Here is a 25475-nt window from a genome sequence, read left to right on the forward strand (position 1 = left end):
AATATTAAAAAATAATATTATCCGTTACAATAAGTAAAAAAATAGTTTCTTTGTATTTCAAAATGCAAAACTCTATAAAAAACTCATTGTTTTATGGCATCATTTAATTTTAAAAAGTGGAATACTATTCTAGGTTGGGCAGCTTTTACAATTGCTTTAATCACATATTCTTTAACCGTAGAGCCTTCTCTAAGTTACTGGGATTGTGGAGAATACATAGCTACATCTGCCAAACTTGAAGTAGGCCATCCACCAGGAGCTCCTCTTTTTCAAATGCTAGGAGCGTTCTTTGCAATGTTTGCAACAAGTGCAAGTAAAATTGCATTAATGGTAAACATGATGTCGGTTTTTTCAAGTGCATTTACCATCTTATTTATGTTTTGGTCGTTAACACTTTTATTTAAAAACTTTTTATTTAAAAATGAAAATGGCGATAAAAACACTCAATTAATGATTTTAGGAAGTGCTTTTATAGGTTCTTTAACCTATACATTTTCAGATAGCTTCTGGTTTAATGCAGTTGAAGCCGAAGTTTACGCAATGGCTTCATTATTTATTGCGCTATTATTTTGGCTAGGATTAAGATGGGAACAAGACCTAGATACAGAAAGAGGAAACAAATGGCTTTTACTGATTTCATTGGTAATTGGACTTTCTTTTGGTGTGCATTTCATGGCTTTATTAACAATTCCAGCAATTGGATTTTTATATTTTTTCAAAAAATACGACAATATTACGGTTAAAAGTTTTTTAATAGCAAACGTTTTAATAATTGCTATTTTATTGTTTATTTTTAAACTATTACTACCCTACACTTTAGGATTTTTTGGTAAAACAGAAATTTTTATGGTGAACGGTCTTGGACTACCATTTAACTCAGGTACAATTTTTGCTTTTTTACTTATTCTTGCAGTTTTCTACTTTGGTTTAAAATATACTCACAATAAAAACCTCGTTTTTTACAATACTTTATTGCTTTGCACTTTATTTATTTTAATTGGTTTCTCAACATGGATAATGTTACCTGTAAGAGCAAATGCAGACGTTGTTATAAATGAAAACAAACCTTCAGATGCAGCCGAAGTCTTAGCCTACTACAATCGTGAACAATATGGAGAACAACATTTATTTTATGGATCTCAATTTTCAGATGCTTATTCTGGATTAGATAAAGAAAACCCATATAAAGACGGGAAACCGAACTATGAAAGAGATAATGCTAGTGGAAAATACATTATAACTAATAACTATATTAATTCAGAACAAAATACTGATGACAATCACAAAGCATTTTTACCAAGAATGTGGAGTTCTGATCATAATGAAAATTACATGACTTTTACTGAACCTTTAGAGTTTAGAGTAAATCCTGAGTACGCTGAAGAAAATCAACTAATTCAATTAGTTTCAGACTTTAGAGCCGCTTATGAAACAGGCCGTGTTGATATGGAAGATTATGATAAATTCTTAAAAACGTATGGTGAATACTTAATTATTGAAAAACCAACATTTGTAAACAACATGAAGTTTATGTTTGAATATCAATTTGGTTACATGTATTGGAGATACTTAATGTGGAACTTTGTTGGTAGACAAAATGACAATCAAGGAAAATACGACAACTTAAATGGAAATTGGTTAAGTGGAATTTCTTTTTTAGACGAAATAAGACTAGGCTCACAAGCTAACTTAACAACAGATATGGCAAACAACAGAGGAAGAAATACTTATTTTTTCTTGCCATTCATTTTGGGAGTAATAGGAATGATTTTCCATGCTCGTAAAGATTTAAAGAGTTTTTATGTACTACTTGCACTATTCCTATTTACAGGTTTAGCCTTAAAAATATACTTGAACGAAAGACCATTTGAACCAAGAGAAAGAGATTACGCACTTGTAGGTTCCTTTTATGTTTTTGCAATGTGGATAGGAGTTGGTGTTTTTGCAATATACGAAGGGATTAAAAAATACATTAAACCTAACATTGCCATTCCTGTTACATTAGCAATTACATTACTTACTACACCAGTATTAATGGCTAAAGAAAACTGGGATGACCACAATCGATCAGGAAAACACACTGCTTTAGCAATGGCAAAAGCTTACTTAGATTCTTGTGAACCAAATGCCATATTATTCACCATTGGTGACAATGATACTTTTCCATTATGGTATGCTCAAGAAATTGAAGGATACAGAACCGACATTAGAATAGTAAACACGAGCTTATTCATGACAGATTGGTACATTGACCAAATGAAAAGAAAGGCATATGATTCTGAACCAATTCCTTCTTCTTTTGACAGGAAGTTATATCGAGGAAGTAATAGAGATTACAGCTTCTTAATAGAGAAAACAAAAGACACTATCTTATTAAGCGATTTAATAAAGTTCATCTCGTTAGAAGACGAAAGAGCAAAAGTTGAACTTAGAAGCGGTCAGTTTGTAAACTATTACCCTTCTAACCAAATCATTATTCCAATAAACAAGGAGGAAATGATAAAAAACAAAGTAGTTTCTCCTAAATTCTATGACTCTATTGTTCCGGCAATACAATTTAAAATTAAAGGCGAAGCATTGTACAAAAACCGTTTAATGATGCTTGATATTGTAAGTGAAAACAATTGGAAACGACCAATTTATTTTACTGGGGGTAGTTTTGGTGAAGATGATTATTTATGGATGAAAGACTACCTTCAATTAGATGGCATGTGTTATAAATTAGTCCCTGTAAAAACTTCAAACGGAAAAGAAGGTCCTAATCCATTAGAAATGGGATATTTAGATTCTGATAAAATGTATAATATTGTCATGAAATGGGATTGGGGAAACAGTGGTAATCCAGAAATGTACCATGACCCCGAAACGCGTAAAAACGGAATTACTTATAGAACTAACCTTGCTCGTTTAATGGAAACTTTAATTAACGAAGGCAAAAACGACAAGGCAGAAAAAATAATTGAATTGGCAATGGCTAAAATGCCTGTTGAGTATTTTGAATATTATACACTTGTTGAGCCTTTTGCACAAGGTTATTATGAAATTGGCAAAAAAGATAAAGCGAGAGCAGTTTTGAAACAATTGATTGTAAAATATCAGGAAGAACTGACTTATTTTAATGGCTTTAAATTGAGTGAACAAAGAAATATGGCTGTAGATATAGTAACCGACATAGAGCGCTACAGAGGGCTATTAGAAATCATGCAAATTTCAGGTGATTTAGAATTATACAACCAAGAGAAAATAAAATTTAATAATTTCAACAAAATGTTTGAGCGTTTTGGAAGAAAATCAGAATAAAATATTTTAAAAAATAAAAAATGTGTCAACAATTTTACTTGTTGACACATTTTTTTTAGCTTTGAACCTATGTTTAGAATGTTTAAAACAAATAGATTTTTTAAGATGCTTTTTCCAAAATACATTTGGGATTTACCTAATAATGAAAAAAAAATCTATTTAACATTTGACGACGGGCCAATTCCAGAAGTTACAGAATGGGTTTTGGAACTTTTAAAAAAGGAAGAAATAAAAGCGACATTTTTTTGTATTGGAGACAATATTCAAAAACACCCCGAAGTATTCAAACAAATAGTTCTAGATAATCATTCTATTGGAAATCATTCTTTCAACCACCTAAACGGATGGAAAACATCAACAAGGGAATACCTTAAAAACATTGAATTATGCAACAATAAATTACTAAAAACTCATGATAAACAAACTTTGTTATTTCGTCCGCCTTTCGGAAAAATTAAAAACAAGCAGGCTAAAAAATTAAGAAAGTTTGGCTATAAAATAATTATGTGGGATGTGTTGAGTTATGATTTTGACAATTCTTTAAATCCCGAAGCTTGTCTCAAAAACACTTTAAAAAATATTTCAAATGGAAGCATAATTATTTTCCACGACAGCATCAAAGCGCATAGAAATTTACAACTTGTATTACCTAAATTAATACAGCAATTAAAAGAAAAAGGATTTATTTTTGATAAGATAAATTAAGCCTGTTCTTGCACTAAACTAATTAAAGTATTTGCGTCTAATTCTCCGCTTTGTCTCCAAATCATTTGACCCTCTTTGTAGATCATTAAAGTTGGCAGACCTTTAATTCTTAATGCTTCAGCTAATTCTCTGTTTTTATCAACATCAATCTTAATTACTTTTGCTTTATCACCAAGAGCTGCTGCTACATGACGTATTACTTCGTTCATTGCAACTGAAGGCTCGTTCCACTCTGTAAAAAAGTCGATTAAAACTGGAACTTGAGCATCTATTAGTTCTCCAAATTTTGACATAAACTAACGTTTAAATGGGTTAAAAAATTATAGTTTAACACTAAAAACAATATACAAATGTACTATTTTTAATGAATTATACTGTTGTTTTAGATTTTTTTAGTTCTATTACGGTAATCTCAGGCATAATTCCTACTCTACCAGGATAAGCATGAAAACCAAAACCTCTATTTACATAAACATATCTACCTAAGTTATCATATAAACCGGCCCATTGTTTATAAACATATTGAACCGGACTCCACTTTAACCAACCGGGAATTTCAATTCCAAATTGAAAACCATGCGTATGTCCTGATAATGTCAATTGATAATGCTTATCATCATGCTGTACTTCAGCATCCCAATGACTTGGATCGTGACTCAATAATATTTTAAAATCTTCTTTCGTTAATCCTTCAGAAGCTTTAGCTAAGTCCCCTACTTTTTTAAAGTGTTTTCCCCAGTTTTCAACACCTACAATTACAACTTCAGAATTTCCTTTTTTGATTTTTAAATTTTCATTCAATAATAATTTAAAATCTATTTGACGATGCAAATCTTTAATAGCATTAAAATTATCTTCTTTTTCTGTATCAGAGTCCCATTTAAAATATTCGCCATAATCATGATTTCCTAAAACAGAATATTTACCAAATTTAGGCTGATGAATACCTTTAAAAGTATCCACCCAAGGATGCATTTCTTTTGCATGTGTATTTACAATATCTCCAGTAAACAGAAGCATATCAGAATTTTGTTCATTAATTAAGTCTATTGCGTACTGAATTTTCTCAATATTATCAAAACTTCCACTGTGTATATCTGATATGTGTGTTATTGTCGTTCCTTCAAAATCTTCTGGTAAATCAGGAAAAAATAAAGTTTGTTTAATTACCTTAAAGTTATATTTACCAATAGTCATTCCGTACAATAATGACGCAAACGGAATTGCAGCTATTCCAAGCGCAACTTGACTAACAAATTTTCTTCTGGCTGGCAAAAACTTACCTCCATCATTATCTCCCATAAAATGAACAACAATTCCTTCGAAAAAACGAAAAACATCTTCACCAAAAAGAACAATTGTCAAAACTACTTTTGGCAAAATAGTAATTAAAAGAAGTCCAATTGTAAACAAGGATTGCTTATTTTGACCATTTCCTCTATCGTGAGTAAACATAAAATAGGCTATATATGCAATGATAAAAAGAGAAACAAGTACATAAATTCCTATTACCCATTTTGATTTTACAATTGTTTTAACAGCTTGAAACGAATAAATTTCGATCATTAATATTAATAGAAGTGGTATTAAACCGCGGAGCATATCTTTTATTTTTTTGCAAAGTAAGCAAGTCCTTGACAAATAACACTATATATTAATTCAATTTTAACAAAGTATTTTTAAACAAGAATTGTATTTTTGTTTGGAAAAAAATATCAAATCTAGAAAATGAAAAAAACAATATTACTTTTCTTTTTATTTACTCCTTTATTTATAATGGCCCAAAATTCGTACACATATAAATTTGGAGGAAGAGTTTACGAAAATGACAGAAAACTTAACGGGTCAGATATCGATATGTATTTTAATAGCAATCCAGAAATAATTAAATTATATAAAAAAGGAATTGCAAAGAAAACAACAGGTAACTTCTTATTATATACTGGCCTTTTAAGTTCAGGATATGCTCTGTACGAAGTATCTAAAGAAGGAAACGAAACAACAGTCGCATTAACATCTGGCTATGGAGTCATTGCTACTTTAATATCTATACCCATTAAAATAGGATATCAAAAAAAAATCAAGAAAGCTGTTTTATTAATGAATGAAGAAATTGAAAATCAAAATAAAAAAGTTGTTTTATATGATATCAAATTAACCCCTTTTCAAAACGGAATTGGACTAACTATAACTTTTTAATATGTCACAAAAACGATTATTTCTGCTTGATGCGTATGCCTTAATTTTTAGAGGTTACTATGCTTTTATAAAAAACCCAAGAATCAATTCTAAAGGAATGGACACATCAGCCATTATGGGTTTCATGAATTCGTTAATGGACGTAATTAAAAGAGAAAAACCAGATCATTTAGCAGTAGCATTTGACAAAGGAGGAAGCGACATTAGAAACGAAATGTTCCCAGAGTACAAAGCCAATAGAGATGCTACGCCTGAAGCTATAAAAATAGCTGTTCCTTATATTCAAGCATTATTAAAAGCAATGCACATTCCTATTATAGAAGTTGCGGGCTTTGAAGCCGATGATTTAATAGGAACTATTGCAAAACAAGCTGAAAAAGAGAATTATCAAGTTTTCATGGTTACACCCGATAAAGACTTTGCCCAATTGGTTTCTGAAAATATTTTCATGTACAAACCAGCCCGTATGGGTAATGGAATTGAAATTTGGGGAGTTCCTGAAGTGTTAGCCAAGTTTGAAATTAAAAATCCATTACAGGTAATTGATTTCCTTGGAATGATGGGAGACTCTGCCGATAATATTCCTGGATTACCAGGTGTTGGTGAAAAAACGGCAAAGAAATTTTTAGCCGAATACGGTTCTATGGAAAACCTTTTAGCAAACACACATGAGCTGAAAGGAAAAATGAAAGAAAACATTGAAGCGAATAAAGAAAAGGGAATTTTATCTAAAGTACTTGCAACTATACTATTAGATTGTCCGGTTCAATTTGATGAAAAAGATTATGAATTATCAAAACCAGATGTAGAGAAAACAGAAGCGCTTTTCCATGAATTAGAATTCAGAAGAATGCAAGAGCAATTCGATAAACTATTTAAAGACGGAAGTGATTATGATGAAATAAACACAAACGGAAACGGCTCTAATGAGGAAACACCAAAGCCAGCGAAAAAATTAGCTCCAAAAAATGAAGAGCAATTTGATTTATTTGGCTTTACCGATGAAGACACTTCAAATACAACCGAACAATCATATTACGCAACATTAGAAAATACCGAGCATTTTTACCAAACTATACAAGGAGATCTAGCTTTAAAATTGCTTTTGCAAAATTTGGAAAAACAAACCTCTGTTTGTTTTGATACAGAAACTACTGGATTAGACGCTTTGAATGCTGAATTAGTTGGAATTGCATTTTCATATGAAAAAGGAAAAGGATTTTATATTCCATTCCCTGAAAATCAAGAAGAAGCTAAAATTCTAATTCAAAAATTACTTCCGTTTTTTGAAAATGAAAACATTGAGAAAATTGGGCAAAACTTAAAGTACGATTTAAAAATATTAGCAAATTATGGCGTTTATGTAAAAGGAAAATTATTTGACACCATGATTGCGCATTATTTAATTAATCCAGACATGCGTCATAATATGGACATTTTAAGTGAAACTTATTTAAAATATGCTCCTAAAAGTATTGAAGAATTAATTGGAAAAAAAGGGAAGAATCAAAAATCAATGCGCGATATAGCAGTTGAAGAAGTTAAAGAATATGCTGTTGAAGACGCAGACATTACGTTCCAATTAAAAGAACACTTCCAACCTATTTTAGAGAAAGTGGGAACCAAAAAATTATTTGACGAAATTGAAATTCCTTTGGTAGAAGTTCTTGCTGCTATGGAACGCGAAGGCATTCGTTTAGATGTTGACTTTTTAAAATCAATGTCTACTGACATGCAAGTAGAAATAGATGATTTTCAAGCTAAAATATTCGAAATTGCTGGCGAAACATTTAATTTGGCTTCGCCAAAACAACTTGGAGATGTTTTATTTGATAAACTCAAAATTGGCGGACCAAAACAAAAGAAAACCAAAACTGGTCAGTACGCAACTGGTGAAGAAATTTTAAGTTATTTAGCCAAAGACAATGAAATTGTACGTTATATTTTAGAATGGCGCCAATTAATAAAACTACAAAACACTTATGTGGACGCCTTGCCTAATCAGGTAGATGTAAAAACAGGACGTGTTCATACCGATTATATGCAAGCTGTAGCTGCAACCGGACGTTTGAGTTCGAATAATCCTAATTTACAGAATATTCCAATTCGTACCGAAAGAGGAAGACAAATTCGTAAAGCATTTATTGCTCGAGATGAAAATCACACTTTATTAGCTGCCGATTATTCGCAAATAGAGCTACGTATTATTGCTGCTTTATCTGGCGAAGACAATATGATAAAAGCATTTCAAGACGGGGAAGATATTCACCGTTCAACAGCTTCAAAAGTATTTAATGTTCCTTTAGAAGAAGTTACAAAAGAACAACGTAGTAATGCAAAAACAGTAAATTTTGGAATTATATATGGTGTTTCTGCTTTTGGATTGAGCAATCAAACCGATTTATCACGTAGCGAAAGTGCAGATCTTATTGAGGCATATTATAAAACGTATCCAAAACTAAAAGCATACATGTCTGAACAAGTAGATTTTGCTCGAGACAATGGCTACGTACAAACGGTTTTAGGCAGACGTCGTTATTTAAAAGATATTAATTCGGCAAATGCAATGGTTCGTGGTGGCGCAGAGAGAAATGCAGTTAATGCTCCTATTCAAGGAAGTGCTGCCGATATTATTAAAATTGCAATGATTAACATTCACAAACGATTAATTACTGAAAATTGGAAATCTAAAATGTTATTACAAGTGCATGATGAATTAGTTTTTGATGTTCACAATAGCGAATTAGAAAAAATCAAACCTATGATTAAACAAGAAATGGAAAATGCTTTTATATTAGATGTACCATTAATCGTTGATTTAGGATTAGGAAAAGATTGGCTAGAAGCACATTAATATGTAACATTTCTTTATTCAATTTGTCTAATATAAAATTAAACTTCATGAAAAAAATACTTTTATTATTTGTTTTAGCTTTATCAACTAGTTTAGTTGCACAAAATCGCTACCATAAGATAGATAGTTTATTAAATTATTTAAATAAGAATGATAAGTTCATGGGGTCGATTTCGATTCGAGAAGGAGACAAAGTTGTTTTTTCAAAAGGATATGGTTTTGCTGATGCTGATCAAAAAATAAAAGCAGATAACGAAACAAAATATAAAGTAGGCTCTATTTCTAAAATTTTTACAGCTGTAATTACTATGCAGTTAATCGAAGAAAAAAAATTACGATTAGAAACCAAACTTTCTAAATATTTTCCGAAAATTGAAAACGCAGATCAAATTTCAATTGAAGATTTACTTCATCATAGATCAGGAATAAAAGATTACATCAATCAAGATTCACTTTCGCAAGAAGAACTAGACAAACCTGATTTAAAACAAACTATTTTAAACAAAATAGCAAACTATAAATCAATCGCTGAACCAAACACAAAGTTTGAATACAGTAATTCAAATTACTATCTACTTGGAAGCATTATTGAAACGATTACAAAAAAATCGTTTGCCGAAAATTTAGAAACCCGAATCGTTAAAAAAATTAATTTAAAAAACACATATTACCCAAGCGAGCAAGTCAACATTTCTAATAAAGAAAGTTATTCTTATCTATTTGACGGTACAAAATGGGAGAAAACAGAAGAATGGAAAAACGACATCGCTTATGCAGCTGGAGCTGTAATTTCTACACCAAATGACTTAACTGCATTTTTATATGAGCTTTTTGAAGGGAAATTGGTCAAAAAAAGTTCTTTAGAAAGCATGAAAGAAATAAAAGACAGCTACGGAAAAGCGCTTATTCAAATGCCTTTTGGAGAAAGAAAATTTTACGGTCATACTGGAGGGATTGAAAGCTTTAGGTCTGTTGTAGGATATTATCCAACTGAGAAAGTTGGAATTTCATTAGTTGTAAACGGAGACAACTTTAACAGAAACGATATAATGATTGGAATCTTAAGCATTTATTATAAAATGCCATTTCCATTTCCAAGTTTCGAAAAAATTAATCCAGAAAAAATTAAAGAAATTTCAGGTGTTTATTCATCTAAAGACATTCCTTTAAAAATAACTGTGTTTGGAAAAGATGGCCAGTTATTAGCACAAGCTACAGGTCAAAGTGCATTTCCTCTAACTCAAAAAAACGAAAATACATTTGTATTTCAAGCAGCACGAATTGAAATAGAATTTGGTGAAAAATCATTTATATTAAACCAAGGAGGGCAAAAATTAAATTTTAATTTAGAAGAATAGTGCAGATTCTAAATGATATACATAAGAAAATATTCAAAATAGGTGTTTGTATAATAAATAAATAGTTGTACTTTTGCACTCCCTTAATTGGGAAGGAATGTTTAATTTAAATAATATTATGGACGCATTAAGCTACAAGACTGTGTCAGCAAACAAAGCAACTGTTCAAAAAGAATGGCTTGTTGTAGATGCTGAAGGTCATAACTTAGGTCGTTTTGCTTCAAAAGTAGCAATACTTTTAAGAGGTAAGCACAAACCAAGTTTTACACCACACGTGGACGGTGGGGATAACGTAATCGTTATCAACGCAGAGAAAATTAACCTTACAGGTAACAAACTAGAGGAGAAGACATACATTCGCCACACAGGTTACCCAGGAGGACAAAGAAGTTTAACTGCTAAAGTTATGCAAGAGAAAAATCCTGCATTATTAGTAGAAAAAGCTATTAAAGGAATGTTACCAAAAACTAAAGTTGGTTCTGAATTATTCCGTAATTTAAATGTATTTGTAGGTTCTGAGCACACACATGGCGCTCAAAAACCTAAAACCATTAATCTAAACGATCTTAAATAATGGGAGTTATTCACAAAATCGGTAGAAGAAAAACCGCAGTTGCTCGTGTTTATGTTTCAGAAGGAACAGGAAAAATCACAGTAAACAAAAAAGAATTTACAACTTATTTCCCAACAGCTACTTTACAGTACAAAGTTATGCAACCGTTAGCAATGACAGAAAATGCAGAAAACTTTGACATTAAAGTAAATGTTTACGGAGGAGGTTCTACAGGACAAGCAGAAGCTGTAAGAATGGCATTAGCACGCGTTATGTGTGAAGTAGATGCTGAAAACAGATCTATATTGAAACCAGAAGGATTACTAACAAGAGATCCAAGAATGGTAGAACGTAAGAAATTTGGACAGAAAAAAGCAAGAAAAAAATTCCAATTCTCGAAACGTTAATATTTCGAATTGGTTTGAATTATTTTTCAAACAGATTTTTACAAACAAAATTGAATTTAAAAACACAGTTGTCGATATTCCTTTAATAAAAAAGGGAATTAGTTTAGCATCTAAATTTTCAAGACTAACGCAAGTAACTACTTGAAAATTGCTAATCAACGGAACGTAAACTATTACAAAATGACAAACAACATAGAAGTTAAAGACTTATTGGAGGCTGGTGTACATTTCGGACACATGACTCGTAAATGGGACCCAAACATGGCTCCTTATATTTATATGGAACGTAATGGTATCCATATCATAAACCTATACAAAACTGCAGCTAAAATTGAAGAGGCTAATGATGCTTTGAAAAAAATTGCTGCATCTGGTAGAAAAGTACTTTTCGTTGCTACCAAAAAACAAGCTAAAGATATTGTAGCTGAGAAAGCTGCTGCTTGTAACATGCCTTACATCACTGAAAGATGGCCTGGTGGAATGTTAACTAACTTTGTTACTATTAGAAAAGCTGTTAAAAAAATGGCTACTATTGATAGAATGAAAAAAGACGGTACATTCTTAACTTTATCTAAAAAAGAACGTTTACAAGTAGATCGTTTACGTGCTAAATTAGAAAAGAACTTAGGTTCAATATCTGATATGTCAAGACTTCCTGCTGCATTATTTGTAGTAGATATTAAAGCTGAACATATCGCGATTAAAGAAGCTCAGAAATTAAACATTCCAATTTTTGCAATGGTTGATACAAACTCGGATCCACGTCCAATTGACTTTGTTATACCATCAAATGATGATGCTTCTAAATCAATCGATAAAATTCTTTCACATGTAACTGCTGCAATCATTGAAGGTCTTTCTGAAAGAAAAACTGAAAAAGATGAGCAAGATGACGCTCCTAAAGAAGCTGCTCCTAAAAAAGAAGTTGCTGAAGCTAAAGCTACAGAAGAAAAGGCTACAGAAGCAAAAGCTACTGAAATAAAAGAATAATAAATCTTTATAAATTCCAGAAGCAAATTCCAACATACATTTTAGATTCATTTTTAAAATAATATGGAATTTGCTTTTTGGAATTTTATAATTTAAAACAAATAAAAGTTATGGCAAATATTACTGCTGCAGACGTAAATAAATTAAGAACAGCTACAGGTGCTGGTATGATGGATTGCAAAAAAGCATTAGTTGAAGCTGATGGTGATTTTGAATTAGCTATCGAAAACTTACGTAAAAAAGGTCAAAAAGTTGCTGCAAATCGTTCAGATAGAGAATCTACTGAAGGTGCTGCAATTGCTGTTTTAAACGCAGACAACACTGCTGGAGTTGCAATTACATTAAATTGTGAAACTGACTTCGTAGGTAAAAATGATACTTTTGTAAAATTAGCAACTGAATTAGCTAATCAAGCGTTAAAATTCTCATCTAAAGAAGAATTTTTAGCTTCTGATTTTAATGGGCTTTCGGTTTCAGAAAAATTAATTGAGCAAACTGGTGTAATTGGTGAAAAAATTGAAATTGGTTCTTTCGAACGTTTAGAAGGTGCTTTTATTGGTTCTTACATCCACTCAGGTAAAATTGCTACTCTAGTAGCATTATCTGCAAATGTTGCTGGTGGCGATGAAGCTGCAAAAAATATTGCAATGCAAGCTGCTGCAATGAACCCTATCGCGTTAAACGAAGAAGGTGTTGATGCTGCAATCATTGAAAAAGAAATTGAAATTGCAAAAGAGCAATTAAGAGCAGAAGGAAAACCAGAAGCAATGTTAGACAACATTTCTAAAGGTAAAATCCAACGTTTCTACAAAGACAATACCTTAGTAAATCAAGACTTTATTAAAGATAGTTCTATGAGTGTTGCTAACTATGTAAAATCTGTAGATGCAGGTTTAACAGTTACAGGATTTAAAAGAGTTGCTTTAGGGTAATTTTCCTGAAAATTAAAAAATATTTATGCCTTAATTCTTTTTAGAATTAAGGCATATTTTTTTAAAACAGAAAAAACAAATTGTATATTTGGTAGAAACAAATCTAAATTTACAATTCTTGAAAAATTACATCTTCTTTTTAAGTCTATTCTATTTTTCTTCATTTGCTCAAGAAAAAAAATACCAAAGTTTATTGTGGGAAGTCAGCGGGAATGGCTTAGAAAAAAACTCCTATATTTATGGAACAATGCATGTTAGCGATAAAGTTTCTTATCATTTATCAGATGCATTTTATACACATTTATTAAATGCAGATATTATTGCAAATGAAAGTGAACCAAGAACTTGGACAGAGTTATTTGACTTATTTAGTTTTTACAGCAGCTATACTAAAAACAAAGCTTTCTACACCCACTTTTACCTTACTCCTTTAGAAAAAAACGACCTACATTCTCTATTTCAAAGTTCTAACTATAATTTAATAGGCTTATTGTCTAGAACTACCGAATCTAATAAAGAATACCAAGAGGAAACATATTTAGATATGTTTATTTATAGAACGGGTAGAAAATATAATAAAAAAACCATTGGCTTAGAAGATGTCAAGAACTCTACAATTAACATCATGAAAGCAGAGGCAGAAATGGATAATTCTGAAGTAGAAAAGAATTATCAAGCCATATTAAAGATATTAAAAAACAAGCCTTATAATGAAGCTTTAGTAGATTTCTACAGAGAAAAAGATTTAGACATGATTGATTCTCTAACTGTTTTATCTTCACCTAAAAACTATATAAAAGCGCTTTTATTTGATAGAAATATTGAAATGGTAAGTAATATGGAGATAAACATGAAACAAGGGAGCTTGTTTAGTGCAATTGGGGCGGCTCATTTACCAGGAAAAAAGGGAGTCATTGAAATGTTAAGAGAAAAAGGATATAAAGTATCTCCTGTTTTTGATAACTATACCGAAAAAGGGAAAGCTTTAAAAAAGAAAATTGAAGAAAATTTCATCAAGCCAGAATTGAAATTAAAAACTACAGCAGACGGAATGGTAACATTCCCAGTTTTTGATGTAGTTTTAGAATCAAACGAAAACATTGAATCACCAGACCTAGCTAATGGCGGTTATATTAACTTCAAAAGAACCTATTTAAACGACTTCTTAAATAAAAACAACAAAACCTTTAACCCAAAAACTTTAGATAGTTTATTTTACGAAAATATTCCTGGAGAAATTATTTCGAAAAAAACATATAATGAAAAAAATTATTTAGTTTATGACATAAAAAATAAAACTAAAACAGGAAACGCTCAACACTATAGATACTATATAACTCCCATAGAAATTATTTCAATAATGATGGGTGGTGAAGGTGAATATGTAAGAATTTTTGAAGAAGAAATATATTCACAAATAACTTTAAAAGAAAATAATGAGTCGTGGGAAATCATCAATCCTTTAAAAGGAAGTTACCAAGTTCAGGTTCCTTCTTATTATAGTTTTTCAGGCAACAAAGCCAATTTAAAAGGCAATGATGACATGAAAATAATTGCGTATGACAAAAAAGAAGACGCCAATTATATTCTAATTGAAAAAACACTTCAAGATAATTATAATTTAGAAGACACGAAGTTTGAACTTAAGCGAATTCAATATGAATTTTACAACCAACATAATTTAGATTCAACTTACACTCATTTTGATAATGATAATTTTTATTTTACTTCAAAATCTAAAATTGGAGAAAAAGAAATAGAATTAAAAACATTAATGAATGGTAATAAATATTATTTATTAGGAACAGTAAATGCCAGTAAAGAAAATACAAATAAATTTTTCGACTCTTTTGTATTTATGCCCACTTTAAACAATGAGGAATACAGAACATTTACAGACACTATTGCACAATTTAAAATTGAAATTCCAAAAAAACAAAACGAACATTTAGATTTTATAACTGAGAAAAACAACAACTCTTCAAAAAAGAAGAATTATTTTACTTCAAACTATAAAAACTATGAGTTCTTATCGTCAACAGGAAATTTAATAGAACTTAACTACAACCAATACCATAAATACGAAAGCGAAGTAAGTATTGACTCTATTTGGGCCAATTATAGAAAAATTATTACCAGGAAGTTTACTGCAGATAATGGTAACGAAGATCTTGAACACCTATCTGTTACTGAAGCTATAGAAAACAACAATACAAACCAATCGAACTATAAGGTATCGAGATGGGAAGATATTGTTTTTAGAAACAAGAAAAAAGAACCTAAATTAACTATTGTTTCTGAAAATATCGAAACTGATTCTAAAACGAATATTAGTACATATAATGCTTTAGTTTCTAAAGAAAACTCAAAACAAGCCATAAAATACAAAGCCGTTTTTAGAGATGGAACTTTCTATGTTATAAAAACATTAGTAGACAATAATTATAAAAATGAAAGTTCATTTATTGAGAAAACATTCAATTCATTTACTCTTTTAGACACTATTTATAAAAATAGCGTCTTTGAAAATAAATTAAGTATTTTCATGAATGATGCTATGAGCAAACATGATAGCATAAGGTTTTCGGCGTTAAAATCAATTCATTATTTATCGTTAAAAGAAGAAGATTTACAAAAATTTCAATACTTTCTTTCAAACTTTAAATTTAATAATGATGAAACTGAAATTTTGGGCGATTTATATGAAAAGCTTGGAAGAGTAAAGTCTCCAAAAGTGATTCCGTTTTTAGAAAGTGTTTATAAAAAACCAAATGTAAATACCGTATTACAATTATCTGTTTTAAGAGCCTTAACACTCCAAAAAAACAAAGAAGCATATAAAATGATATTATCTCTTTTAGAGTATGATTTGCCTATATCAGATAGCAGTTATGAAATTAGAGGGTTATTTAATTATTTTGAAGGAGATTTAGAAAACAGTCAGGTATTATTTCCAGATGTTTTCCAATTTTATAGTATTCAAGAATACCATAATCCAATAATTGAATTAACAAATCAATTGATAAATAGTGAGATGGTAAATCCAAAAAAATTAAAGTCATTCAAAAAAATGCTTTTAACCAATGCCAAGTTAGAAGCAAAAAGACTTACCAGTTGGAAAAACAAACAGCTGATTAAAGATGCAGAAGACACATATGATGATTCTGCACCAACTTCAGATTTTGAAGGATACTTAAATATTTTATATTCATCTAGAGGCGAAAAAACAATAGCAGAATTATTCAATAAAGCACAAAAGTTAGAAATTGATGAAATCGATTTAGCAATTGCTAGACTTCAATTAAAAAACGACAAGCGTATTGAAAATTTGTTAGCTTCAAAAATACTATCAAACCCAAAAATTAAATTTAGAGGTATTCAAATGCTTTACCACACAAAGCAAAAAGAATTAATCAACATTTTTGGCAGTGAAGATGTTGCCAAATGTGCACTAACTTATTTTGAAAGTATAGACCCTAAAAAACATGCGTTATCAATCTATTCCACAAAAAAAATGAGGTTTAATAATACCGATATTAAATACTTCTTTTTCAAAAAAACATCAATTAATGAAGATTCATATAATTACAAAAAAGAAAAAATAACAGGAATAGCCTTTGTTACCAATAACGACAACCTAATTATAAATGCATTTCAAGTATTAGGAGAAGAAAGTTATTTAGAAGAAGATGAAATTGAAGCTATCATAAAAAAGAAAATAGACGAATCTTTAAATCAAGACCATATAAGAGTAACTCATGGAAAATTAAGTGATGAATATGTAGATGAGTATGATGATGAGTATTAATAAAGAAAACAAAATCAGGTGCGCTTGGTGCGAAAAAGATGATTTATATAGAAATTATCACGATAATGAATGGGGGAAACCAGTTTATGATGATGCAACTTTGTTTGAATTTTTAATTTTAGAAACGTTTCAAGCAGGCTTAAGTTGGCACACTATTTTAAAGAAAAGAGAAAATTTCAGAAAAGCATTTGATAAATTCGATGTGAAAAAAGTAGCTTCCTATAACGACAAGAAATTGCAAATTTTAATTGAAGATACTGGAATTATCAGAAACCAATTGAAAATTAAATCTGCAGTAAGTAATGCGCAAGCTTTTATTAAAGTTCAGGAAGAATTTGGAAGTTTCTCAAAATACATTTGGGCTTTTGTTGAAGGCAAACCAATTGACAACAAACCTCAAACTTTAAAAGATGTCCCAGCCACTACACCACTTTCAGATGCATTGAGTAAAGATTTGAAAAAACGCGGGTTTAAATTTGTGGGTTCAACAGTAGTTTATGCACACATACAAGCAACAGGAATGGTAAACGATCATGTTGCAGATTGTTTTACCCAAAAAAATAATTAAAATGAGTAACGATCCATTACACGGAAAAACATTAAAAGCTATTGTAGAACAATTAGTAGATTTCTATGGCTTTGACACTTTAGGAGAATTGATAAACATTAAATGTTTTAAAGAAAAAGCATCTGTTAAGTCTAGCCTTACTTTCTTACGAAAAACGGACTGGGCAAGAACAAAGGTAGAAGAATTATACATTAGAACTTTGCCAAAGTTTTAAGTATAAAAAAGGGATTGTTTGATATCAAACAATCCCTTTTTTATTATTTTAATTTTTTTACTAATCATCATGTCCATTATGATGATTTTTTTTGTGTTTTTTATGACCTTTATGTTTATATTTTCTATCACAACATGAACTATATTGTTTACGATTATATGTTTTTTTATGAGCATGAAAATGACTATAAGGGTCTCTTCCACGATAATCTATAACAACTTTATACCCTCTGTAAACATCATAATTACTATAATATCTTGGTAAGTTTCTAGATCTAACCCATCTTCCTTGATCAAAATAAATATAAACTGATGAACGAACATCAAAATAAGCCTCAATTTCAGGATAATAGTAATATTCTACATCTTCATAATGATTATGACGTTCATATTCCCTATCATAACTAGGATGAGAATTTATATTAATACTAACTCCTATTTGAGCATTACCTTGAAGTGCTAATAAAAACAAAAAAGCAAAAGTGATCTTTATTTTTGTTACGAAATTATTTAAATATACTGGATTCATAATTTTTTCATTAATTGTTTATTGAATATAAATTCCAATTATTGTGCCAAAAAATTAAATTAACCACTCAGGTCGAATTAAGCAGTTAATTATCAGTAATTTAAAATTGCTATAAATTCTTCACGGTCAATTTCTACACAACCTAAACTTTCTAAATGGTTATTGTGCACTTGGCAATCAATAAATTTATAATTAGCTTTTTCTAATTTTTGAGCTAGTGTTATAAATGCAATTTTACTTGCATTTGAAACTTTTGAAAACATACTTTCACCGCAAAAAACATCTCCTAAATCAATTCCATACAAACCACCCACAAGTTCATTGTCTTTCCATACCTCAACAGATTTAGCAAAACCCAATTCGTGTAACTTGCAATATGCATTTATCATATCTTCTGTAATCCAAGTGCCATTTTGGCCTTCTCGTTTTACACTTTGACAATTGGTAATTACAGCTTTAAAATCTTTATTAAAAGTCACCTTAAATTCACCTTTTTTTAAAATACTTCGCATGCTTTTTGAAATTTTCAAATATTCAAAAAACAACACCATTCGTTCTTCTGGAGACCACCATAAAATAGGCTCATCATCTTCAAACCAAGGGAAAATTCCGCTATTATAAGCCAGCATTAATCGTTCGGGGGACAAATCGCCACCAACAGCCAATATGCCTTCAGGAGTAGTTTCTTCTACAGACGGAAAATATAGTTCTTTAGTTAAAAAATACATTTGTTCATTTTCAAAAATCAATTACAACTTCAAAAAAAAATCCAAATTCCAATAAACGTCATTTTAAAGACTTTTGGAATTTGGAATTTAATTATTTATGGTTTACTTATTAATCTTCAATTAAAAAGGTAAATCGTCGTGTTCTTCTTCTTTAAAATTAGTTGCTGGCTCAAAAGCATCAGCAGCTGGCATTGGAGGAACATTTCCAGCAGGCGCTTGCTCTTGTAATTTTTCAATTCTCCATCCTTGAATAGAGTTGAAATATTTAGCTTCACCTTGAGGGTTAATCCACTCTCTACCTCTTAAATTAATTGAAACTTTAACTGGTTCTCCAACATTGTAGCTGTTTAACAAGTCGCATTTATCTTGAGTAAACTCAATCATTATCATTTGAGGATATTGCTCATCAGTTGTTACAACTAATTCTCTTTTTTTAAATGAAGCACTAATTTGTTGTACGTCATTAACTAATTTAATTTTTCCTGTTACTTCCATCTTACTATTAATTTATTGTTTTGCTAAAAGTACTTTCCAAGCGGTTAGCACTTCATTCTTATCTAAATATTCTTTTGCTTTCTCTAATTGTTTTTGAGCATCATCTGCACTTAAAACTCCTTTTATCTCAAAATTTTCTTTTACAAATATAGCAATTTCTTCTTCTGTAGGAACAGCTTCGATATTTCCTAATTTACCCAAATCATTACCGTTAAAAATAGGGCTTTGTTTTACAAGCTCTGGAACGTTATCAACTCCTATTCCCAAAGTTGATAAAGGTTTTTCAACTTCAAACATTCCAACATTTGAACGTGAATACCAATTGGCACCCATACGTGCAACCAAATCAATTTTGTGTTGGTCTATCATTCCATTCTCATCTAAAACCGCTTCATTGATATGAATTCTCACAACTTCACAAATCACTAAATTACCTGCTCCACCTTGATCACCAAGCGCAATAACGTCATTTACCTTACATTCAAACTGAACTGGACTCTCGGCAACTCTAAACGGCTTTACAACATCAGAAGCAAGCATCGTTAAACCAGCCTTTTCAAATTCATTTACTCCATCTGCATATTCTGTACTTGAAAGAGATGCTTGTTGAACAATATCATAATTAACAATATTAATTACAACCTCTTTAGTATTTTGAACGTTTATCAAAGTATGCTTTACAGTATTATTCCTTACTCTACGAGCAGGTGAAAATATCAATATAGGCGGATTCGAACTGAATACGTTAAAAAAACTAAATGGCGATAAATTTGGCGTACCATTTTCATCGAGTGTGCTAGCAAATGCAATAGGTCTTGGTGCAACGGCACTTTGTAAATAACCTTGTAATTTTGCAGGTGCTATTTCTTTTGGGTTGATTGACAACATGTTAAAAAGTTTTTACAAAGATACTTTTTTGAAATAATTTAGAAGCGTATAAGTTGATACATTTTTAGTATTTTTACTAACAAATCCTATTTATGCAGTTTTCCGAAAAACGAAATATTTCACGTTGGTTCATTATTTTAGCATCATTTTTCATTGTAATTTTGATTTTATGGAATACCTATAACTTTTTTCAAATTTTTAAAGTTGAAGAAAGGACTAAAATGGAACTGTGGGCAACTGCTCAAAAAACATTAGCTAATGCTAATGAAAATACCGATGTTGACTTGCCTTTTGAAATTATTGCAAGGAACACATCTAGCCCAATGATTGTTACCGATATTAATGGGAGGATTATTAATTTCAATAATATTGACGAGAAAGTTTCTAAAGATAGCTTAACTCTTCAAAGCAAACTTATTTCCATAAAGGCAGAAAATAAAGCTATTAAAATGGAGCTTTCTGAAAATAATTATCAGTTATTATATTATGGAAATTCACCTTTATTAAACAAGTTGAAATATTACCCTATTGCTCTTTTATTAATCATCATTCTTTTTGGAGCTGTTGTTTACAACTTTTATCGCGCTACGAAAATGGCAACCCAAAATAAATTATGGGCTGGAATGGCAAAAGAAACTGCGCATCAAATTGGAACACCTTTATCTTCATTAATTGGTTGGCTTGAACTACTGAAAATGGAAAATGTAGAGGAAAGTACTTTATATGAAATTGAGAAAGACATTGACAGACTTCAAACCATTACAGAACGTTTTTCAAAAATAGGATCTGAACCTATTTTAGAGAGAAAAGATTTTGTAGAAGAAACTTTAAGCTCAATTGAATATTTAAAAACTAGAACTTCTAAACAAGTTGTTTTTACTATTAATGTTCCTAAAGAACCTGTTTATATTGAATTGAATTCAGCATTACATAGTTGGACCATTGAAAACTTAATTAAAAACGCCATTGATGCAATGAAAGGAAAAGGAAGCCTAAACATTACAATTGAAGAATCAAATAATATAGTGAAATTAAAAATTAAAGATTCTGGAAAAGGAATTCCAAAAAACCAATTCAACAAAGTATTTGAACCTGGTTTTACCACTAAAAAAAGAGGTTGGGGATTAGGTTTGTCGTTAACCAAAAGAATTGTTCAAGAGTACCATAAAGGGAGAATAAAAGTTGCGCAATCTGAAATTGGGAGAGGAACAACTATGCAGCTGACTTTTAAAGCAAAATAGATTATAAAACAAAATCCCGACGTATCGGGATTTTGTTTTATAAATTCAAACTAATTTGTTTGGCTATATTTTCAAATTCTTCTGAAGACAAACTTGCTTTTCGTTGAAAACGCATATCATCCATATCTTGAAGAGGAATTAAATGAACATGTACATGTGGAACTTCTAGACCTACAACGGCAACACCTACTCTTTTACATTCAATTGTTTTTTCAAGTGCTTTTGCTACTTTTCTAGAAAAAGCCATTAAACCCATATACAAATCTTCTTCCATGTCAAAAATCTTATTGATTTCTTGTTTTGGAATACAAAGCGCATGTCCTTTTGCATTAGGATTAACATCTAAAAAAGCTAAGAAATTTTCATCTTCAGCAATTTTATAACATGGAATCTCTCCGTTTACAATTTTAGTAAAAATACTTGCCATATTTTAGTTTCTTGTAATTTCAACAATATCAAACTTAATAACTCCATTAGGAATACTAATTTCAGCAACATCGCCTACACTTTTTCCTAATAAACCTTTACCTATTGGAGAAGTTACCGAAATTTTACCTGATTTTAAATCGGCTTCGCTTTCAGCAACTAAAGTATAAATCATCTCCATACCGTTAACTTGATTCTTAATTTTTACAGTTGACAAAACAAGTACTTTTGAAAGATCTAATTGAGATTCGTCAATTAACCTTGCATTAGCTACAACACCTTCCATTTTAGAAATTTTCATTTCTAATAATCCTTGCGCCTCTTTTGCTGCGTCATACTCTGCATTTTCAGACAAATCGCCTTTGTCTCTTGCGTCGGCAATGTCTTGTGAAGCTTTAGGGCGCTCAATGCTCTTTAAGTAGTCTAATTCGTCTCTTAATTTTTTTAATCCTTCTGCTGTATAATATGATATATCACTCATAACTTCATCGTTTATATAAATAGAAAGAATCCCACATAATAAATGGGATTCCTTATAACAAAGATACTAAAATAATTTTTAAATTTAATTTAGCTTCTCAATTACTTTATTAAATTTAATTTAAATTTGTAATTATGAAAAAATACTTAACACTAATTTTATTACCACTAATTTTAAGTTGTAGTAATGATTCTTTTAATAACAATAATCCGTATTTACCTAATTATGGATTTTCAACTACTATAAATTTAAATTTACCTCAATACAGCCAGTTAATATATCCTGCAAATGCAGTATATATTAATAACGCTGGAGCAGGAATAAGAGGCATTTTTGTTTTCAACACTGGAAATGAAAACTATGTTGCATTTGATGCTGCTTGTCCAAACCAAGCCTTAAGCAGTTGCTCAACAATGACAATTAACGGCATTAAAGCTTTATGTTCTTGTGACGGAGCTGAATACAGTTTTTTTAGTGGTCAGGCTCCAGGACAACAATATCCTATGAAACAATATAGAGTACAAAAAATTAGTTCAACAAGTTTAAAGGTTTACAATTAAAAATCCCTGCAAAACGAATCTTACAGGGATTTAACTTTAAACTGACTGAACTAATTTTAAAATTTTAAGGTCATTCCTAAAAGGAGATTCACTCCTGCTTGAGGATAGTAACCTGTTCCTTCTATTGTGGTTGTTCCTGGACCACTCCATGTATCATCATATGTGTAGAAATAACCATTTGATTCATATTTTCTGTCTAGTATATTATTAACTAATGCAGAAAAAACAATTGACTTTATGCCTTTATTAATTTTCCAATCGTAATTAGCATTGAAATCTAAAACAGTATAGTCACTAAGTGTAGAATTTTCAGAATCTATATTTCCCATATATTGTTTTCCAACAAACTTACCCAACAAACTTACTTGCAGATTTTTAATAGGTAAAAAAGTAATATTTCCACCACCAACGATTTCAGGAGAAAAAGCAATATTGGTATTTCCTAAATTAGTTAAAACCCCATCTCTTTCAAAATAAAAATCTTTATTTTTATTTTGACTTAAAGTTACATTTGGCTGAAATAATAAATTATCAAATATTTTTATTAGCGCATCTACTTCCAACCCTAAGCGGTAACTTTTTCCACTATTAGTAAATATTGGAGCTCCTACATTATTCAAAGCGCCTGTCAATACCAATTGATCTTTATAATCCATATAAAAAGCATTTGCATTTACTTTAACCTTACTTGTATTGTACTTCCAACCTAATTCAAAATCAATTAATCGTTCAGGTTTTGTGCTTTCATTTTCATAATCATCTCTTCTCGGCTCTTTGTTAGCAACACCTGCATAAGCATAAATAGAATTTGAAAGGTTAATTTTAAAGTTGGCACCAACTTTAGGATTAAAAAAACGAAACGTATCATTAACATCTGTCGCTTGAACTCCACTTGCTTGATAGTACACAAGACGATATTGTAAATCAGCAAAAATATTCATCTTTGAAGAGACATCTTGAGATAATTTTGCATATACATTTACATCATCTTTGTTTCCAAAAGTATTATAGTACCTATTGTTGCCAGGTATATAATATTGCGTCCATACTACTTCACCATAATGCTTACCTAAGTACCTATTAGCGGCTCCACCTAATTGAATATTGGTTTCATGAGTATTGTAATTTAAAGAAAAGGTTGTTCCAAAAAAATCATTATCTAACCATCTTTTTCGAATTAAATCTGTTATTGAATTAACTCCAAAATCACTTAAACCATAATCAGAAAATGTTTGATCTTCTTTATATTGCTTATAATACCCTTTTCCCAGAGTATAATGCAACGCCAAGTTTGAATTCCACTTTTCAGACCACTTTTCAGACCAATGCAATTGAAAATGATTTTGCCAATAATTATCGGTTTCATCATCATAAAATTGTTCATTACCGAATTCGTCAAAATACAAACCTGCTGAATTATAAGTCCTATCGTTTTCTAACTTATCTAAATCTTCTAGACCATACCAAGCTTGGTATGTTTTTTCTTTACCGCCAAAGGCAATAAGTTTTATCAAAGTATTTTCTTTTACATAATTAGCATTAAAAAAATACCCAAACATGTTTGAAGAAGCTCTATCAATATACCCATCTGATGCAATTTGAGAAACTCTTCCGTTAAATTCGAAATTATTATGCAAGCCAGTCCCGAAAGATAAAGTATGCTTTCTTGTTCCAAAACTACCTGCAGAATTTGAAATTTCAGCATGAGATTGCAGTTGATAAGACTTTGTTTCCATATTTAAACTGGCTCCAAATGCACCTGCTCCATTAGTTGACGTTCCCACTCCTCTTTGTAGTTGAACGCTCTCTAATGAAGAAGCAAAATCTGGCAAATTCACAAAAAATGTCCCATGACTTTCACTATCATTAAAAGGAACTCCATTTAAGGTAACGTTAATTCTTGATCCATCTGAACCACGCACTCTCATTGAGGTATAACCTACTCCATTACCAGCATCGGTAGTAGTAACTACTGATGGTAAGTAATTTAAAAGCACAGGAATGTCTTGACCCAAATTTCTTGGCTCAATTTGCTCTTTAGAAACATTTGAAAATGTAATAGGTGTTTTTTCTGTTGCCCTAACAGACAAGACTGTTACTTCTTTTAGGTTGTTTACCTTTAAAGAATCGACTGGCTGCTTTTGTGCGTAAGAAAAGAGTGAAAGGAAAAAAGCGAAAAGACTTAGCTTTAAAACACTTTTAGTTTGTTTTTTTTTGAATAAAGTTTTCATTCGTAAAAT

The 25475-nt window shown here is 30.5% G+C and carries 23 protein-coding genes; 14 read left to right on the forward strand and 9 right to left on the reverse strand.

Annotated elements, in window-relative coordinates; all coding sequences use genetic code 11:
* The first annotated feature begins 93 nt into the window (after positions 1 to 93).
* Positions 94 to 3300, forward strand: a complete 3207-nt coding sequence (locus UXY25_RS07985; protein WP_320815472.1) for a DUF2723 domain-containing protein — start codon at positions 94 to 96, stop codon at positions 3298 to 3300.
* A gap of 78 nt (positions 3301 to 3378) precedes the next feature.
* On the forward strand, positions 3379 to 4005 hold the full coding sequence (locus UXY25_RS07990) for a polysaccharide deacetylase family protein (protein ID WP_320815473.1): 627 nt from the start codon (positions 3379 to 3381) through the stop codon (positions 4003 to 4005).
* Here the strand turns inward: UXY25_RS07990 and UXY25_RS07995 are convergent.
* The gene (locus UXY25_RS07995) at positions 4002 to 4298 is read right to left on the reverse strand and encodes a thioredoxin family protein (protein ID WP_320815474.1); all 297 of its coding nucleotides are present in this window, start codon (positions 4296 to 4298) and stop codon (positions 4002 to 4004) included. The two genes, UXY25_RS07990 and UXY25_RS07995, sit on opposite strands and share 4 nt — an antisense overlap.
* Before the next feature lie 76 nt (positions 4299 to 4374).
* The gene (locus UXY25_RS08000) at positions 4375 to 5607 is read right to left on the reverse strand and encodes a metallophosphoesterase (RefSeq protein WP_320815475.1); all 1233 of its coding nucleotides are present in this window, start codon (positions 5605 to 5607) and stop codon (positions 4375 to 4377) included.
* 126 nt (positions 5608 to 5733) lie between these two features.
* Between UXY25_RS08000 and UXY25_RS08005 the strand changes: the two genes are divergently transcribed.
* The 10 genes from UXY25_RS08005 to UXY25_RS08050 all read left to right on the forward strand — a co-directional run bounded on the left by UXY25_RS08005 (position 5734) and on the right by UXY25_RS08050 (position 17888).
* Positions 5734 to 6204 carry a hypothetical protein gene (locus UXY25_RS08005; RefSeq protein ID WP_320815476.1) on the forward strand — a complete coding sequence of 157 codons (471 nt, stop codon included), beginning with the start codon at positions 5734 to 5736 and terminating at the stop codon, positions 6202 to 6204.
* A gap of 1 nt (position 6205) precedes the next feature.
* The gene (gene polA / locus UXY25_RS08010; RefSeq protein ID WP_320815477.1) at positions 6206 to 9058 is read left to right on the forward strand and encodes a DNA polymerase I; all 2853 of its coding nucleotides are present in this window, start codon (positions 6206 to 6208) and stop codon (positions 9056 to 9058) included.
* Positions 9059 to 9105: 47 nt separating this feature from the next.
* The gene (locus UXY25_RS08015) at positions 9106 to 10416 is read left to right on the forward strand and encodes a serine hydrolase domain-containing protein (RefSeq protein WP_320815478.1); all 1311 of its coding nucleotides are present in this window, start codon (positions 9106 to 9108) and stop codon (positions 10414 to 10416) included.
* A gap of 118 nt (positions 10417 to 10534) precedes the next feature.
* Entirely contained in the window at positions 10535 to 10990 is a 456-nt protein-coding gene (gene rplM, locus UXY25_RS08020) for a 50S ribosomal protein L13 (RefSeq protein WP_320815510.1), read from the forward strand.
* Positions 10990 to 11376 (forward strand): 30S ribosomal protein S9, encoded by a 387-nt coding sequence (rpsI, locus tag UXY25_RS08025; protein WP_320815479.1) that lies wholly within the window; start codon positions 10990 to 10992, stop codon positions 11374 to 11376. The genes rplM and rpsI overlap by 1 nt, the downstream gene beginning before the upstream one ends.
* 180 nt (positions 11377 to 11556) lie before the next feature.
* Positions 11557 to 12366, forward strand: coding sequence for a 30S ribosomal protein S2 (gene rpsB / locus UXY25_RS08030; protein WP_320815480.1), 810 nt, complete (start codon positions 11557 to 11559; stop codon positions 12364 to 12366).
* A 110-nt stretch (positions 12367 to 12476) separates the two neighbouring features.
* Positions 12477 to 13298, forward strand: coding sequence for a translation elongation factor Ts (gene tsf, locus UXY25_RS08035; RefSeq protein WP_320815481.1), 822 nt, complete (start codon positions 12477 to 12479; stop codon positions 13296 to 13298).
* Positions 13299 to 13416: 118 nt separating this feature from the next.
* The gene (locus tag UXY25_RS08040) at positions 13417 to 17106 is read left to right on the forward strand and encodes a TraB/GumN family protein (RefSeq protein ID WP_320815482.1); all 3690 of its coding nucleotides are present in this window, start codon (positions 13417 to 13419) and stop codon (positions 17104 to 17106) included.
* Entirely contained in the window at positions 17096 to 17674 is a 579-nt protein-coding gene (locus tag UXY25_RS08045; RefSeq protein ID WP_320815483.1) for a DNA-3-methyladenine glycosylase I, read from the forward strand. The genes UXY25_RS08040 and UXY25_RS08045 overlap by 11 nt, the downstream gene beginning before the upstream one ends.
* A 1-nt stretch (position 17675) precedes the next feature.
* Positions 17676 to 17888 carry a VF530 family DNA-binding protein gene (locus UXY25_RS08050; RefSeq protein ID WP_414601374.1) on the forward strand — a complete coding sequence of 71 codons (213 nt, stop codon included), beginning with the start codon at positions 17676 to 17678 and terminating at the stop codon, positions 17886 to 17888.
* Between the two features lie 60 nt (positions 17889 to 17948).
* Here the strand turns inward: UXY25_RS08050 and UXY25_RS08055 are convergent, their stop codons facing one another.
* The 4 genes from UXY25_RS08055 to UXY25_RS08070 form a co-directional block, all read right to left on the reverse strand.
* On the reverse strand, positions 17949 to 18416 hold the full coding sequence (locus UXY25_RS08055) for a hypothetical protein (RefSeq protein WP_320815484.1): 468 nt from the start codon (positions 18414 to 18416) through the stop codon (positions 17949 to 17951).
* Between the two features lie 92 nt (positions 18417 to 18508).
* Complete coding sequence (aat, locus tag UXY25_RS08060; protein ID WP_320815485.1) at positions 18509 to 19144, reverse strand: leucyl/phenylalanyl-tRNA--protein transferase; 636 nt, start codon at positions 19142 to 19144, stop codon at positions 18509 to 18511.
* 120 nt (positions 19145 to 19264) lie between these two features.
* On the reverse strand, positions 19265 to 19639 hold the full coding sequence (locus tag UXY25_RS08065; protein ID WP_320815486.1) for a DUF3127 domain-containing protein: 375 nt from the start codon (positions 19637 to 19639) through the stop codon (positions 19265 to 19267).
* Between the two features lie 12 nt (positions 19640 to 19651).
* Positions 19652 to 20527, reverse strand: a complete 876-nt coding sequence (locus tag UXY25_RS08070) for a flavin reductase family protein (protein WP_320815487.1) — start codon at positions 20525 to 20527, stop codon at positions 19652 to 19654.
* Between the two features lie 92 nt (positions 20528 to 20619).
* Here UXY25_RS08070 and UXY25_RS08075 point away from each other — a divergent pair, with 92 nt between their 5' ends.
* Positions 20620 to 21768: a HAMP domain-containing sensor histidine kinase gene (locus tag UXY25_RS08075; protein ID WP_320815488.1), complete on the forward strand. Its 1149-nt coding sequence runs from the start codon at positions 20620 to 20622 to the stop codon at positions 21766 to 21768.
* A gap of 37 nt (positions 21769 to 21805) precedes the next feature.
* Here the strand turns inward: UXY25_RS08075 and UXY25_RS08080 are convergent, their stop codons facing one another.
* Positions 21806 to 22195, reverse strand: a complete 390-nt coding sequence (locus UXY25_RS08080) for an HIT family protein (protein WP_320815489.1) — start codon at positions 22193 to 22195, stop codon at positions 21806 to 21808.
* 3 nt (positions 22196 to 22198) lie between these two features.
* Complete coding sequence (gene greA, locus UXY25_RS08085) at positions 22199 to 22675, reverse strand: transcription elongation factor GreA (RefSeq protein WP_320815490.1); 477 nt, start codon at positions 22673 to 22675, stop codon at positions 22199 to 22201.
* Positions 22676 to 22809: 134 nt separating this feature from the next.
* Here greA and UXY25_RS08090 point away from each other — a divergent pair, with 134 nt between their 5' ends.
* Positions 22810 to 23235, forward strand: a complete 426-nt coding sequence (locus UXY25_RS08090; RefSeq protein WP_320815491.1) for a hypothetical protein — start codon at positions 22810 to 22812, stop codon at positions 23233 to 23235.
* A 56-nt stretch (positions 23236 to 23291) separates the two neighbouring features.
* Here the strand turns inward: UXY25_RS08090 and UXY25_RS08095 are convergent, their stop codons facing one another.
* Positions 23292 to 25466 (reverse strand): TonB-dependent receptor, encoded by a 2175-nt coding sequence (locus UXY25_RS08095; RefSeq protein ID WP_320815492.1) that lies wholly within the window; start codon positions 25464 to 25466, stop codon positions 23292 to 23294.
* Positions 25467 to 25475 lie beyond the last annotated feature (9 nt).

Source organism: Flavobacterium sp. (assembly GCF_034111225.1).
GTDB lineage: Bacteria > Bacteroidota > Bacteroidia > Flavobacteriales > Flavobacteriaceae > Flavobacterium.